This is a genomic window from Acinetobacter chinensis (assembly GCF_002165375.2).
GTDB lineage: Bacteria > Pseudomonadota > Gammaproteobacteria > Pseudomonadales > Moraxellaceae > Acinetobacter > Acinetobacter chinensis.
On the sequence record NZ_CP032134.1, the window covers coordinates 1,427,349 to 1,442,744 of the forward strand.

Below are 15,396 nucleotides of genomic sequence, written 5' to 3' on the forward strand. Positions count from 1 at the left end.
GAAATTCCAGTCGTGTAGAACAAGGCTCTGATATAAGTCATTTTTATTCAGGTCTTTGAAGCATATTCAGTCTGCATAAGTAAAGTTTATGTAGCCTGAATACAGGCTGTTGAAAGCGTTCTGATTTAAAAAACAGGTGTCGAATCTGTAGGTTAAAATTGATATGAGATTCGACATGACGAATGTTGATGCTGCTGTATGAGTGAGCAAAGTGAGTCCAGGTCGTTATTGATTTTTCACTAAGCGAAGGTGAGCAGATTTACTGAACAGTTTAAACAAGCCATATAACAGTTCAGTGAAGAATTCACTTTGGTATGCATGACAGAAGAAACTTGAAAAATATTATAAAAATAAGTACAGCTAAGCGTCCTGGTTTAGCTGTCAATAGTCTTAAAGTTTATTGAAAGATGGGCTTTTTTGTTGAACCGGAATTGGTTAGGTTGGATTTTGTGTTGTATAATCCTTTGTATTTTTTAATAAAATACTTTTTCAGGGGTTGTTGTGTTGAAATTTTTTTTGGGTGTGCTAGTAGCGGGTATTCTTTCGACGAATGTAAATGCTGACTGGGAAAGAGTCGGAAGCAGTGATGAATATTATTATTATGTTGATACGGATAAAACCCGGAAAGCCTCAGAGTATGGGAAAAGCTACCTGAAAGTCTGGGGGAAGCAGGTTATCTATAATGATATTAGCAAAGATGGTTTAAGTGTGGATGATTATTCAATATCGTTGTGGCATATAAATTGTAATGAATTGACTATAGGCATGAAGTCATACAATGAATATAAAAAGAGCGGCAAGTTGCTGAATTCAGATCATAATTCTTATGTCACGATGAAAGACGTTATCCCGAACTCCATTGGTGAATCAATTTTAGAAAAATCATGCAAAGCCTTTGAAACACCATCTTTTTGATATCTGATAGTTGAGAAAAGATATGAAGGCAATATTATCAGGCTGTTTGCTGACCGCATTTTCTTTAAATGCAGTGGCAGATTCGTCATATGAGCAGTATAAAGTACAAGTACGTAATCAATTGGTTGAATGTCTGGAAGATCCTGAAAATAATAAATTTTCTGCTGCATACAATGCCTGTTTGCTCAAGGCGGCAGATGATTTTATTGGTAAAGCAGATATCGAGTATAAGTTGGCGTACAAAAAAGCGAATGAGTATGAAAAGGATAATCTGATAAAGAACAGAAAAATTTATGTGAATGTTTTTAAGGCTTGTGAAAATTTCCAGAATCTGAGTTTTGATGGTTTTGGTAATGAAGCTGCCTGTAAAATTACAGTAGCTAAAAAATATTTAGGTTCCTTAACAAATTCTGCAGCATCTTTACCGGATGACTGGACAATCGCAAACAGGGTGGATAAATACTTTATTGGATACTGAATATAAAACCACCTTGGGTGGTTTTATGCATGAGTAACAATATAAGATATATTTTATATACATTTTTATTGAAGGTATATATAATTATAGCCTGCTTAACAGCATCCTGTATCAGCGCAAATGATAAAGGCGAAGCTCCGTAGATCTCTATGGAGCTTTTTTAATGTCTGAGATCTGAACGTAATTTGATCGTCGGTCGTTAATAAATTTTCAAAAACTATCCATTAGTTTGCTGTTCGAAATTTAATAATCGGGTGAGAAAACCATCTTCAGTTAAACCGATGAATAAAAATATGAATATAACAAGGTAAATTAACCACTCGCCAGTTCCTATATTCATGTAGTTTCTACGGAGATACAGGTCGAAGAAAAACACTGCAATCACAGCAATAATGCAAAATATAGCAAACATTTTAAATCTATATATTTTTTATTCAGAAAGATGAACAGTTTAGCGTAAGTTGCGAGCGGAATCATTATGCCATCATGGGAAGATGCATGCCGTGGTGTTCCTGGTAGTGCTGAACTGGGGATATGTTCAGCAGAATAACAATTAAAAACGGTACAACATTCTGCCATCAGGAATATGCAAATCTTCAGGGAGGATGGGATATTTTTCTTTAAGAATGATTTTAGACTGTATGCATATTACAGGCTATCCGGTCAGAGTGGGGTATCCACTGAAGTTTTTCGTTACTGAACTGGGGTGTAGATATCCATGTGGTTTATGTTTGCCTGTACAGCCGGTTGGTTAAGTGATTATAAGTTTCATGTTTAATTTTTATTAATAAATATAAGGGGGAAGTGAATACTGAAGTTGTTGTCGGCTAATGAGATAAGAAAGGTGAGATGAATTTGCATACAGTTAATATTGTGATTTAATTCACTTTTAAGTGTTGATTAGTTTGTTTGTTGTCAATATAATGCGCAAACTTTGTTATGTATTGAGGATTTTGAGATGGATACAATTTTATGGGATGAAGAAAATACTTTTCCTGAAAAGATTGAGTCTTTTAAGAAGTTCTTAAAGAAATACTTAAGCTCAGTGAACAGCACAGATATTCTGGAAAACAAGCCATTTAACTATGACGCTGAAAATGATGAGTTTTTAAACTCAGATATTCAGGAATATTATGAGCTTTGGCAGATGGCTTAGTGCTTAGCTGACCGTAGTCCAGATTTAAAATTTATACCGCCTTCCAGGCGGTTTTTTTATGCCTGTCTGTTCCGTATCTTAAATGGGGAAGGGTATCGCCGATATGGCAATTCGTTTAAGGGGTGGTTCAACTGAGTGCAGGGGGAGTTTACAGATGCAGTATGATCTATGAATTACAGGATGGTATCAGTGCCAGTAATAAAGAAACTGGTTCAAAATGATGTATAAACTGAGCGCCGTGCGACGCTCTGTATTCTTAGTTTAAGTCTGAAATGATCAGTCTTTATTGCATTTAGCGTCCTGACCCAAAGCACGAACTTTATCCTGCTCTAAACGTTTATTTAATAGATTTTGATTAGCATTATCTGTTAATAAACCGGCTCTGATTGTATAGAGTGTAAGTTTTGATGTATTTGAATTTATTGGGGTAATGGTTGTTTTGAAAGTATAAGTTCCGTATGGTGGTCTACCGTAAAAAGTCCCGATATTATTTTCACGATCCAGACTGGAATCAATTTTCAGGGAATCATTAACAGTTCGGTATGCCATACATTTGAGGTATGCTTGCTTTAGATTTGCATAAGCTTGTACATAATCCACAGGTACTTCTATTGAACCACCACCATTAATTGACTTGGTCATCAGTTCAGCATCGGACGTTGGAAGGATCATTCTTACGCAACCCTGGAGTAATAACAGCGAAGTGAATAACCCTAAGGTGGTAGCAGTTTTAATAGACTTTGACTTTTTTAAGATTTGCATGCTCAACACCTTCAACAATACGTTTTTTAATGACAATGGATTCTGGCTCAGTCGCTTTAAATTTTGGATCGACTTCATATTCAGCAATAAATACCCGTGATTTGGCATTTGGAATTTTATCTATGCCAATCACATAATCCTTATTTTCTTCCAGTGTCACGTTTTTAATTTCTGTAAAATAACTGTGACTGCCAGCACCACTTACGAAAACAATGTCGTGTTGACCAACAGGTAGTTTAAGTTTGACCTGTGAGTGGTCAAATCTGGTTAAAACTGTGGATGGGCTTAACAGCGCGTTTTCGACAAACTTTACTCGTTTTTGATCAAAAGTATATACAGTATAAGGATATGCACTCAGTGAGCCTGAGCCTTGAAAAAACTCGTATGGAACAGTTTTGATTGTGGCAAATTTTTGCTCTGGGCTGATCAGCTGATTTGCGTATGCTTCACGCTTTTCAGTAAGAGGAGCATTTGCTGGAATATTGAGGTATCTGGTTTCTTTAGGGATATACAGGGGTAACATGGAGACGGATTTTTTATTATCTGCCGTTTCTACAACCTGACATCCAGTTAATATGCCGGACAATCCTAACAATAAAAGTGGTTTAATTTGCATTATGTATGTCTAAATTTAATCTTAATTTTCGGTGAGTATAATTTACTCAAAAAATGTTACGAATTAAATATATAGGATAATATTTAAGCTTAATTGATTAAAATACAGTCGATAAATGAAATTGTATCTGAAACAGATTTTTTTCTTCTGATTCTATTGGAATTTGGAGGATACATATTGACTCGCATACCAATCGCCAAAGAATTCCATCAATGGATATGGATACCCGATGTACTGGAAAAAGAAGTTCTGCAACAGATTGATATCTGAGTAAGCATCAACACAGTACAGCAGGCTGAGTTTGAGGAAATTATTGATCGTATGTCGGAAGTGAAACTGAACTTATGCCAGAATATAACAACCCAGTTGCAGATGCTTTTGTATCACATGTTGCAGCGAATACTTAGCTGTACATTGTCAGGATGCTGTATTTTTTTGAGAACATGGGGCTTAAAAGTGGAGCGAATACAGCAATTGATGAGAAGTATTCGATCTGTCAGGATGAAGAAAACCTATGAATAACAGCGACAGGATACCTAAAATCAATAAAACCATACTAAAAGTATGTGTATAGTAAATGGACATGTAAATTCAGAGTGATGTTCACCATGCCGGTTAAATTTGTAATGCGTTTCGCAGCGATTTTATTTTCAGTTCTAATTTTAGTGGCTCTTGCTATTCAGTTTTATTTTGATCCGCACTATACCGTGGTCTTTTGGATTTTTGCCATGCCATTCATTTTAGGTGCTCCAATTTTAGCATCTGTAGTTTTAACTAAGAATGAAGAACTGGATATTCATTCCGTTAACTGAAATGACTTGGAAAACAGTTTTCAATGCAATAAAGCCCATCAATAGATGGGCTTTTTTATATGACATTGAATTTTGCAAAACCTGTGCGGTTTTTTTAAAGTATATTGGCTATGTCAATATTTTAGTATAAGAAATATTTTATGAAAAAAATCGTAATGCTTGGATTGATGATTGCAGCTGTTACAGGTTGCAGTACTGTGCAGAAAAGTGAAGACAAGCCTGCTTTAGGGATGGCAAATCCTGCCAGTACATACTGTGTTGAACAGGGTGGTAAGCTGGAAATCAGAAAAGAAGCCAGGGGTGAAACAGGTTATTGTCATTTACCAGATGGTCAGGTCGTTGAAGAGTGGACACTGTTCCGTGCAGCACAGAGTAAATGCGTCTCTGAACAGGCGACAGCTCTGATTGGTCAGCCAAAGTTAACAGAAGCTCAGATTCAGAAAAAAACGGGTGCGAAGACAGTACGCTTAGTACAGCCAGGACAGCCTGTAACCATGGATTACCGCGAAGACCGTGTCACTGTGACGGTTGACCCTGAAACTGGTAAAGTGGTTCATGCCAGTTGCGGTTAATTTTTTCAGTGATAAAACCCCAGATCTGGGCTTTTATTGTATTTAAAGTTGATAATGATTCTTCATTTGCCCGTTATTTTGAGTAAGATAGTGCGCAACAGGAGAGATATATGAAAAAGTTGATTAGCTTGAGTACGGTGGCAGCCTTAGTGCTGGTTGCTGGGTGTGCTGAGAAAAAGCCTGCAACACCAGAAGAAATCTGGAAAGGTTACTGTACCAGTATTGGCAATGCAGCACGTACGATTGTACTGGACCGTCAGAATGGCATCCTGTACAAAGAAGCGGCTGACTATGCAGCAAAAGTTACCGACCCGACCACCAAAGGTTTTGTAACAGAATATCTTGAAAAAATTTATGCTGTACCAGAAGCAGAGCTTAAAGCTGACAGAAATGCGATACAGGAAAAATTCCGTGCGCAGGCATTTGAACAGTGTCTTAAGTCGCCACATGATCCGAAAAAAATGCCTGATTATAAACCGTTCTGATGAACGGTTTTTTTATGCAGGATTCATATTGCTGAACTGAAAATGCACGCCTTTTATATTGATATTGCGCACCAGTGTAATTGTGATACAGTGGATGTGCTCATAAAATAATCAATACAGAGTGAAAGGGAGTAGTGCTATGGAAGTGATAGGATATTTACACAATGCTGACCTTATTCTTGAGGGTGAGCAGGGTATGGCAATTATCGGTGGCAGCAGTTATGTACTGAGTCTGGGTGATAAAGTCATGATCAGACAGTGCATAGATCAGGATGCACATATCTATCAGGTACAGATTTCATTTGCAGGTGCAGAGCACAGTATGTTGCACGATGATGAAATTTTAATAAAATTTGAAGGCTGTAAAGACAAATTACAACAGTACATTCAGGCAAGCACAGTACACTAAGGTTGAATATCTTAAACTGAAGAAAAAGGGCAACATGGGTTGCCTTTTTTAATGAATGAAAAATACAGTCAAAAGTTAAGACCGTTTTGGTGAAATTGCTTAAGATTCAGCAATTATGATGAGCATCATTTAGTTAGAAAATAATGGGCATCACAAAGAAACACTTTCTGTGCATTAACTTTTGACTGGATTTTTAGTAAAATTTGACAGTCCATATTGCATGTAAAGCTTTTACTAAGCTGGAATTTACAGGCAATTTTTTAAAAAAGAGGAATAACACCGTGCTAGAAGCTTACCGCCAACACGTTGAAGAACGTGCCGCACTCGGAGTCCCACCGAAGCCACTTGACGATGCTCAGACTGCTGACCTGGTTGAATTATTAAAAAATCCACCAGCAGGCGAAGAAGCATTTTTAGTTGATTTGCTTGAAAACCGTGTTCCTGCAGGTGTTGACCAGGCTGCTTATGTTAAAGCTGCATTCCTGGCTGCTGTCGCAAAAGGCGAAGCTGCATCTCCATTAGTATCTAAAGAACGTGCTGTTTACTTACTGGGTACTATGCTTGGTGGTTATAACGTAGCTCCTTTAGTTGCATTACTTGACGATGCTGCACTGGCGGGTCTTGCTGCAGAAGCGTTAAAGAAAACTCTTCTTGTATTTGATGCGTTCCATGACGTTGCTGAAAAAGCAAAAGCGGGTAATGCAAATGCACAGGCAGTTATGCAATCCTGGGCTGATGCTGAATGGTTCACTAGCCGTAAAGACGTTCCAACTGAAATCAAACTTACTGTTTTCAAAGTAACTGGCGAAACAAACACAGACGACCTGTCACCTGCACAGGACGCTTGGAGCCGTCCAGATATTCCATTACATGCAAATGCAATGCTGAAAAACGTACGAGACGGTATCAACCCAGAAGTTCCTGGTGAAGTTGGTCCGTTAAACCAGATTAAAGACCTTGTTGCTAAAGGTAATCAGGTTGCTTACGTTGGTGACGTTGTTGGTACAGGTTCAAGCCGTAAATCAGCAACTAACTCTGTTCTTTGGTTCTTTGGTGATGACATTGCTCACATCCCGAACAAAAAAGACGGTGGTTACTGCTTAGGTTCTAAAATCGCTCCGATTTTCTTCAACACTATGGAAGATGCAGGCGCGTTACCAATCGAAATCGATGTTCAGAACATGAACATGGGTGACGAAATCGTTCTGAATATCGATCACGCTGCTGCAAAAGTAACTGCATCTAAAAACGGTGCTGTGATTGCAGAAGCTGAACTGAAAACTCCAGTACTTTTAGACGAAGTACGTGCGGGTGGTCGTATTAACCTGATCGTTGGTCGTGGTTTGACGACTAAAGCGCGTGAAGCTTTAGGTCTGCCAGTATCTACTCTGTTCCGTACACCAGTTCAGCCTGCTGCGACTGGCAAAGGCTTTACTCAAGCTCAGAAAATGGTTGGTCGCGCTTGTGGTCTTCCTGAAGGTCAAGGTGTACTTCCAGGTACTTACTGTGAACCTAAGATGACGACTGTTGGTTCTCAGGATACAACTGGTCCGATGACTCGTGACGAACTGAAAGACTTAGCTTGCTTAGGTTTCTCTGCTGACCTGGTTATGCAATCTTTCTGTCACACAGCTGCTTATCCAAAGCCAGTTGACGTTCAAATGCAACACTCGCTTCCTGATTTCATCATGAACCGTGGTGGTGTATCACTACGCCCAGGTGACGGTATTATCCACTCCTGGTTAAACCGTATGCTTCTTCCAGATACAGTTGGTACTGGTGGTGACTCACATACTCGTTTCCCAATCGGTATTTCTTTCCCAGCAGGTTCTGGTCTTGTAGCGTTCGCTGCAGCAACTGGTGTTATGCCACTTGATATGCCCGAATCTATTCTTGTTAAGTTCAAGGGTAAAATGCAACCTGGTATCACTCTACGTGACCTTGTACATGCAATCCCTTATGTTGCGATTCAACAAGGTGACTTAACTGTAGAGAAGAAAGGTAAGAAAAACATCTTCTCTGGTCGTATCCTTGAGATCGACTTAACAGAAATGGAAACTGACTTAACTGTTGAGCAAGCATTCGAACTTTCTGATGCTTCTGCTGAACGTTCTGCTGCTGGTTGTTCTATCACGCTTTCTGAAGAGAAAGTTGCTGAATACCTTAAATCAAACATTACAATGTTGAAATGGATGATTTCTGAAGGTTATGGCGATGCGCGTACTATGGCTCGTCGTGTTGAGAACATGGAAAAATGGTTAGCGAATCCATCACTTCTTAAAGCTGATGCTGATGCTGAATACACTAAAGTGTATGAAATTGACCTTGCTACAATCACTGAGCCAGTTCTTTGCTGTCCAAACGATCCAGATGATGCGAAACTGTTATCTGACGTTCAGGGCGTGAAAATTGACGAAGTATTCGTTGGTTCTTGTATGACTAACATCGGTCACTTCCGTGCAGCGGGTAAACTTTTAGAGAAAGTTCCTGGTGGTTCTTTATCTACCCGTCTTTGGTTAGCTCCTCCAACTCGTATGGACGAACGCCAGTTGATGGAAGAAGGTTTCTACAATACTTATGGTAAAGCTGGCGCGCGTACTGAAATGCCAGGTTGTTCATTATGTATGGGTAACCAGGCACGTGTAGCTCCGAACACTACTTGTGTATCGACTTCTACCCGTAACTTCCCGAACCGTTTAGGTCAAGGTGCGAACGTTTACTTAGCTTCTGCTGAACTTGCTTCTGTTGCTGCTGTACTTGGTAAATTACCAACTCCAGAAGAATATCAACAGTATGCAGCTCAGATTGACAGCATGTCTGCTGACATCTATCAATACTTAAGCTTCGACAAAATGGAAACGTATACTGACGCTTCTAAAGACGTTGATACTAAGAAAATTGCTGCTGCTCAATTGTCTTAATTGATTAAGTAGTTAAAATAAGGGCTGATTATTCGGCCCTTATTTTTTGATAATAAAATGAAAAGTATCCCAAATTTACAAGACTATAAAATTGAACTCCTACAAATATTGAGTAATACAAAAGATGTTGAATTATTAAAAGAAAGTTTAAGAAAATTATTCTTAGATATTTTAAAGAATTATTCTTATATGTCTTTGCCCGAATTTAAAATTGTGCTCACTGAGAGTTTGAAATTTTCAGCTTGGTATCAAGATCCTGATGCAATCACTGAAACATTAAGTATTCATCAGGGAAAATGTGATTTATATTTATGGAAATGTGCAGATCAAAAATGGTATTTAGATGATTTATATGATGATATTAATGAAATTACAGAACAGATTTTAGCTAGAATTCCAATTTTTCATTTAATTCCTGAAAATCCAAGAGAAGTGAAGATTTTGCTTGAAAGTGGTTTGATGGTGTTTAAGCCAGAAATGTTTCCTGTCTTTTCGAAGATCGAACCGAATGATTTAAATGAAGTTTTGACGTGGGATGATCGCTTTTTATTGGTCGGCACCAAAGTGGAAAATTTAAAAATTTATAGTTTAGAAGAATGGGGTGGTTTGGTTGGACGTGAGAATTTTTATAGAGGTTAAGGTTTTAATTTATTGATAAATAAATTAACTTGAGTTAAAAACAAGAATGTATTAACTGGTTACTATTTTATGGATGAGATAGAGATACCAAAAGAATTATTGAATGAAGTTTGCCACACCACAACTGCCCACTCTTTTATTAATATCTATGAAACTGGATTTATTTTGGTTAATCCTGATTCATGTAATCAAAAATATTCTAGACACGGGATTAGAGTAGGTGAAACTAAGCAAACTTATGTTCAAGAGTTAGAAGGCATAAGTGTTTTTGATTTTAAAAATTTTTCACAAGTGGATTATGATACTTATACAAAAGAATCATGGGATGTATTGTCTGCTGATTTATATAAATTTATACCAAGTCATGAAAGTAATGATGGTATCTCTATTTGGATTATTATTGATGCGCTAAAAAGTGGAAAATATTTAAATCGAAATAAACTTTATGAAAAATGGAATGAGAAAAATCGAGATAGTGCTAAATTTATACCCAAAGTGGAAGCAGCTTTTCTTGAGGATATTCCTATCAAATGGATTAAGAAAGTATGTATATATGATATTTCAAAAAAAACTTTTCAGGCTTTAGATTCGGTTGAAGCATATCATTATGTTAAAAACAGGTGAATTAATCAGTAATATCCATATAAAGAATTATCCTTAGATTTTAACTTGGAATAAATCAAGTGCCCAAACAATCTCGATTCCTCTGTATAGGCGGTTTCCTCAACGGAACACAAGTCAAAGACCAAGGCGACAGCTTTGTCTGTATCGAAAATGGTAAACAAATCACTTATTTCAAAAAAGAAATTTTCAATCAGGATGCTTGGGATCATGATTACTATGTCTGTGAAACAACCAGTGATTTAGACGCTAAAAAATGGGTCTATGACATAGAGTAAGCATTTTAAAAGCAAATTTTAAAAGTGAACTTAAGAAGTAAAAAAAGATGAGCAAATTGCTCATCTTTTTTATTGAAAGGCTTATATATTACTGAGCATTTGCCACAGCAGGAGTACTGACAGTTGCATCATTGGCAGCTTTACGCGCAGGCGTATAATTCAAACCAAGTGTAGAACTGGTATAAGTACGAACCTGATCAAGCAGAGCAGGGTTTGCATTTAAATCCTGTTGATACGATTTTACAATCTCATGCAACTTAGGATTCCACTTACCTTTAACCTGTTCAGGGAAAGCTTTTTCCATCAAATTCAACATAATATATGGAGAAGTTGAAGCACCAGGTGAAGCACCTAACAACGCAGTGATTGAACCATCTTTAGAAGCAAAAATCTCAGTACCAAACTGTAAGGTTGCATCCTTACCTGGAACTTTCTTAATGATCTGAACACGTTGACCACCCTGGTTTAATTTCCAGTCTTCAAACTTCGCATCAGGATAATATTTCTTCAACTCATTAAACTGATCTTTTTGAGACATCGCAACCTGGCTGACTAAATATTTCACCAGATCAAGATTTTCCATACCAATCGTTGCCATTGGAATCACGTTATTTTTATTGGTTGCATCCATCAAATCAAACTGAGAACCATTTTTAAGGAACTTGTTTGAATAAGTTGCAAATGGTCCAAACAGAACATATTTTTTGCCATCAATATAACGTGTATCAATATGTGGAACTGACATAGGAGGCGCGCCTAATTCAGGCTTACCATAAACTTTTGCAGTATGTTGTGAAGTCACCGCTGGATTATCCGTCATCAGGAAAATACCGCCAATCGGGAAGCCCGCATATTGTTTGGTTTCTTCCAGACCCGTCATCTGTAGAAGTCTGATCGCAGCACCACCCGCGCCAATAAATACATGACGGGTTTTCACGTGACTTTCTGTTTTATCTTTTAGATTTTTAAATGAAACTGTCCAGGTCTTATCCGCATTTGGACTGATACCGGTTACTTCAGTTGAAGTTTCAACTTTAAAGTTAGACTGTTTTTGTAAATGGTTAATTAACTGAGAGGTAATCGCACCATAGTTTACATCTGAACCGACTTCCATACGTGTTGCAGCAACTTTCTGATTTGGATCACGACCTTGCATGACCAAAGGTGCCCATTGCTTAATCTCAGCAGGGTTTTCAGTATACTTTAAACCCTCAAACATCGGGCTTTGAAGCATCGCTTCGTGGCGTTTTTTCATATAAGGAACGCTGTCACCCCAAACAAATGCAATATGAGGAACAGGGTTGATAAAGCTTTTAGGCTCATCTAAAACGCCATTTTTAACCTGATAAGACCAGAACTGCTTACTGACTTCAAACTGTGATGCAGTATCAATGGCTTTTTTAATATCGACTTTACCGTCTTTTTCAGGCGTGTAGTTCATTTCCATAAAGCCAGAGTGACCCGTACCCGCATTATTTAAACCTGCAGAACTTTCCTGAGCGACCTGGTCCAGTCGTTCATACATCTGGATTTTCCAATCAGGTTCCAGCTCATTCAGATAAGTCCCTAAGGTTGCACTCATGATCCCGCCACCAATCAGAACCACATCTACAATTGGTTCATCATTTTTAGTTGTAACGGTTTTCGAGGCAATAGGGCGAAACAGGAAGACAAGACCGAGCAGGAGAAAAATAACGATCAAAATGATCAGGTATTTTAAAAATTTCTTCATTTTTATGGCAGCTAGTGACTGAGTATAGTTTGTAAATAATAATAAACAGAAAGCGTATAAATTGTGAACTTATGTAGGCAATGTGTTTAAGTTAAACTAAATAATTGGAATATATAGGTTATTTTTGAACAAGAGAAATATTGAAAAACTGCTGATGCAGGAAAGTATACAGCTCACTTTATGCAGAATATAAACCCTGTTTTTTATAAAAAGGGGAAAGGATGGCCTCTTTTTAAAAGAGTGATTAAATATTTTTAATCGATGATTTAGATAAATTAAATAATTGAAAAATAAGTATATTAAGCTGTGAAAAGCGTAAATTTTCACATATTATTACAATGGGGAATAATATTTTATCGGTTGAAAAATGACAAATTTAGATACGGAAAAGACGGGATATCTGACTCAGCAGTACGATAAAGCTGTCGCTGAACTGGAAGTACAGACAAAAAAATACTATGAACTTGAAGCTAAAGCAAAAGAGTATTTACCGGCAGTTGAGCAGGCAGCACGCAGTGCTGAGCATAAGCTGAAAAATTTATGCGAACAAAAAAGTGCTGATCTGGTTAAACAGGCCAGCAGTGAAAGTTTAACAAAATCTCTGACTCTGGTACCTGCATGCAAATATCCATTTGTAGCCTTTGTAGTCGGACTGATTCTGCTTTTCGGAATCCCTTATTTTCTGGGTAAATTTTTCGGACTGATTGTAAGCATTGGTATATATGTCTGGCTTGTAAGAACTGGAATGAAAAAACAGGGACTCTTAAATACAGCGAAGCAACGTGAATCTATTCAAAAACTGAGTACGTTTCCAGTTTTACTGATGCATTTTTCTGATAAAGAAAGCAGTGACAGCACATTTCCATATCTGGCTGTTCGCGCACCGGTAAAGGAGGGTGAGAGTAATACGACGACCTGGAAAATGGACAAACAGTATGGCGATCTGAAAAATGCAGATTTTCTTGTGATCAATTCTTCAGCATCCGTAAACAGTGAATTTGCTTTTGTTCATATACCTGAAAATCAGGGGAAACCACAGGTTATTGGTGTTAGAGCCAACACGGATGGCTGGGACTGGTCTTTATACTGTGAGCTTATGGAGCAGTTGGGTACTCAGGCCAGAGATGAGATCAAAGCGATTCAGAGCTATGCTGAACATGCCGAAGAAAGTGGTCGCGCAGGGCAGCAGGTTGATGCTTTATTGCAGCGTATTAAAACTTTAAAAGAAGTTGAAATAAACTGGTCAGATGTTTCAATTGAAGAAGAAACACTGGACCGTATTTTAAAACTGGTTGATTTATTTATTTCAGGGCGTAAGCCATCGCCTAAAGGTGTATTGCTGTATGGTCCACCTGGAACAGGTAAAACCCTGATTGCCCGTAAGCTGGCAAAACATGCAGACTGTCATTTTGAAGCTGTCAATATTGCAGATTTAAAAGCCGGGCACATTGGTCAGACTGCACCAAAAGTGAAAGAGCTTTGGAAGCGCTGTCGTGAAAATGCGCCGACTATATTGTTTGTAGATGAATGTGAAAGTGCATTTGCAAAACGTGGCGGTGTCGATAATGACAGCTTCGGTAATGAACTGGTTCAGACTTTTATTTCTGAATGGGATGGTTTTAATCAGGCAGCAGGTCAGGTTTTTGTCATTGGTGCAACCAACCGTTTTGATATTCTGGATACCGCGGTATTGTCCCGTTTCACATCAACTGTTGAAATTGGCCTACCAAGTGATAAAGAGCGTCGAAAAATTCTGGAAAATGAATTCAACCAGGCTGATTTCAAGCTTGAAGTATCCGATGAGCTTGTAACAGAAACGACCGGAATGTCTGGACGGGATATTCATACGCTGGTTGCGACCCTGGTTGCTGAAAATTTCAATTCAGACCTGGATACCGATAAAATTGTTGAGCAGGTGCGCAAGCTGAGAGGCAAGTCTTCAACGCAGATCAAGACTTTATCCTGGGAAGATATCATTTTGCCGGAGCAGTCATTAAATGAGTTTATGAACCTCGGCAAAGAATTACGCAACTCAGAACGTTTGGAAAAAATGGGGATTTCCACGCCTAAAGGTATTTTACTTTATGGTCCGCCAGGAACAGGTAAAACTCAGATCGCACGTGTTCTAGCAGGTCAGTCTGGTCTTTCATTTATTGCAGCAGCAACTTCAGACTTAAAAGCAAATTATACGGGGCAGTCTGGTTCAAAAGTGAAAGCACTGTTTGAGCGTGCACGTTCGCAGGCACCTTGTATCGTATTTATTGATGAAATTGATATCGTTGCAGGTTCAAGAGGCGGCAGTTCGGACGGATTTGTTCAGGAGATCGTTGGGCAGTTGCTTCAGGAAATTGATGGAGTAGCCAGCAAAGCTGGGCAAGTTTTCTTACTGGCAGCGAGTAATCACCCTGACAATATTGATTCTGCTTTGCTTTCCCGCTTTGAGCGAAAAATTGAAATCGGTCTGCCGGATGAAAGTTCACGCGCTAAAATTTTAGCTTTATTGTTGCAAAACAAGCCTGTGGATTTTGATGTTGTAACTGAGGCAGAAAATCTGGCTGCTATCACAGCAGGGTTGTCAGGTCGTGATCTGAGTTCACTGGTGACACGTGCGACACGTAAGGCAGTAAGTCGTGCAATGATGGATGGTGATGATATTGAGAATATTAAAATCAGTATGGATGATTTAAACAGTGTTTCCAGGGAACTGGAAACAGAAGAATAAACTGTACTGTCAGGACTTCAGAACAGATATTGTGTTGAAAATACAATATCTGTTTTTTTAACTTTCTGATTTGCAGATTATAAATTTCAGGCATTAAAAAGCCCCATATTTCAGGGGCTGATCGTACCACTCGCGTGATACTCATATAAGGCTCATCTCATACTGAGTATATTAAAGCACAATTGTTCCAGTAAGTCATCAGGAGCAGTTTTTCAGCAGGTGGTTTATTTAACTTCCTGCTGCATAATTTTGATCAGGCTGAGGATTTACGCTTAGAG

Annotated in this window: 15 protein-coding genes; 12 read left to right on the plus strand and 3 right to left on the minus strand. The window is 38.2% G+C overall.

The annotated features are described in order from the left end of the window. Nucleotides 1–501: 501 nt before the first annotated feature. The 3 genes from CDG60_RS07520 to CDG60_RS07535 all read left to right on the plus strand — a co-directional run bounded on the left by CDG60_RS07520 (nucleotide 502) and on the right by CDG60_RS07535 (nucleotide 2,549). A complete protein-coding gene (locus CDG60_RS07520; RefSeq protein WP_087511507.1) occupies nucleotides 502–915 on the plus strand; it encodes a surface-adhesin E family protein in 414 nt (137 codons plus the stop codon). Nucleotides 916–925: 10 nt separating this feature from the next. Next, nucleotides 926–1,393 (plus strand): hypothetical protein, encoded by a 468-nt coding sequence (locus CDG60_RS07525; protein WP_160116999.1) that lies wholly within the window; start codon nucleotides 926–928, stop codon nucleotides 1,391–1,393. A gap of 958 nt (nucleotides 1,394–2,351) precedes the next feature. Beyond that, nucleotides 2,352–2,549, plus strand: a complete 198-nt coding sequence (locus CDG60_RS07535) for a hypothetical protein (protein WP_087511513.1) — start codon at nucleotides 2,352–2,354, stop codon at nucleotides 2,547–2,549. A gap of 276 nt (nucleotides 2,550–2,825) precedes the next feature. Here CDG60_RS07535 and CDG60_RS07540 read toward each other — a convergent pair whose 3' ends face one another. Together CDG60_RS07540 and CDG60_RS07545 are read right to left on the minus strand one after the other, a co-directional pair. After that, nucleotides 2,826–3,311, minus strand: coding sequence for a hypothetical protein (locus CDG60_RS07540; protein ID WP_227542943.1), 486 nt, complete (start codon nucleotides 3,309–3,311; stop codon nucleotides 2,826–2,828). Further along, nucleotides 3,280–3,927, minus strand: a complete 648-nt coding sequence (locus CDG60_RS07545; protein ID WP_160117001.1) for a hypothetical protein — start codon at nucleotides 3,925–3,927, stop codon at nucleotides 3,280–3,282. The genes CDG60_RS07540 and CDG60_RS07545 overlap by 32 nt, the downstream gene beginning before the upstream one ends. A 608-nt stretch (nucleotides 3,928–4,535) precedes the next feature. Here CDG60_RS07545 and CDG60_RS07550 point away from each other — a divergent pair. The 8 genes from CDG60_RS07550 to CDG60_RS07585 all read left to right on the plus strand — a co-directional run bounded on the left by CDG60_RS07550 (nucleotide 4,536) and on the right by CDG60_RS07585 (nucleotide 10,664). Next, nucleotides 4,536–4,739, plus strand: coding sequence for a hypothetical protein (locus tag CDG60_RS07550; protein WP_087511519.1), 204 nt, complete (start codon nucleotides 4,536–4,538; stop codon nucleotides 4,737–4,739). Nucleotides 4,740–4,879: 140 nt separating this feature from the next. Further along, on the plus strand, nucleotides 4,880–5,311 hold the full coding sequence (locus tag CDG60_RS07555; RefSeq protein WP_087511521.1) for an I78 family peptidase inhibitor: 432 nt from the start codon (nucleotides 4,880–4,882) through the stop codon (nucleotides 5,309–5,311). Nucleotides 5,312–5,421: 110 nt separating this feature from the next. Then, nucleotides 5,422–5,796 carry a hypothetical protein gene (locus CDG60_RS07560; protein ID WP_087511523.1) on the plus strand — a complete coding sequence of 125 codons (375 nt, stop codon included), beginning with the start codon at nucleotides 5,422–5,424 and terminating at the stop codon, nucleotides 5,794–5,796. A gap of 139 nt (nucleotides 5,797–5,935) precedes the next feature. After that, nucleotides 5,936–6,205, plus strand: a complete 270-nt coding sequence (locus CDG60_RS07565; protein WP_087511525.1) for a hypothetical protein — start codon at nucleotides 5,936–5,938, stop codon at nucleotides 6,203–6,205. A gap of 281 nt (nucleotides 6,206–6,486) precedes the next feature. Continuing rightward, complete coding sequence (locus CDG60_RS07570) at nucleotides 6,487–9,126, plus strand: bifunctional aconitate hydratase 2/2-methylisocitrate dehydratase (RefSeq protein WP_087511714.1); 2,640 nt, start codon at nucleotides 6,487–6,489, stop codon at nucleotides 9,124–9,126. A gap of 57 nt (nucleotides 9,127–9,183) precedes the next feature. Continuing rightward, entirely contained in the window at nucleotides 9,184–9,765 is a 582-nt protein-coding gene (locus CDG60_RS07575; RefSeq protein WP_087511527.1) for a hypothetical protein, read from the plus strand. A 69-nt stretch (nucleotides 9,766–9,834) separates the two neighbouring features. After that, entirely contained in the window at nucleotides 9,835–10,389 is a 555-nt protein-coding gene (locus tag CDG60_RS07580; RefSeq protein WP_087511528.1) for a hypothetical protein, read from the plus strand. Nucleotides 10,390–10,448: 59 nt separating this feature from the next. Then, the gene (locus CDG60_RS07585) at nucleotides 10,449–10,664 is read left to right on the plus strand and encodes a hypothetical protein (protein ID WP_087511529.1); all 216 of its coding nucleotides are present in this window, start codon (nucleotides 10,449–10,451) and stop codon (nucleotides 10,662–10,664) included. 88 nt (nucleotides 10,665–10,752) lie between these two features. Here CDG60_RS07585 and mqo read toward each other — a convergent pair whose 3' ends face one another. Further along, nucleotides 10,753–12,396 carry a malate dehydrogenase (quinone) gene (mqo, locus tag CDG60_RS07590; RefSeq protein ID WP_087511531.1) on the minus strand — a complete coding sequence of 548 codons (1,644 nt, stop codon included), beginning with the start codon at nucleotides 12,394–12,396 and terminating at the stop codon, nucleotides 10,753–10,755. A 367-nt stretch (nucleotides 12,397–12,763) separates the two neighbouring features. On the opposite strand from mqo, the gene CDG60_RS07595 reads away from it, so the two are divergent. Continuing rightward, nucleotides 12,764–15,118: an AAA family ATPase gene (locus CDG60_RS07595; RefSeq protein ID WP_087511532.1), complete on the plus strand. Its 2,355-nt coding sequence runs from the start codon at nucleotides 12,764–12,766 to the stop codon at nucleotides 15,116–15,118. Nucleotides 15,119–15,396: the final 278 nt, after the last annotated feature.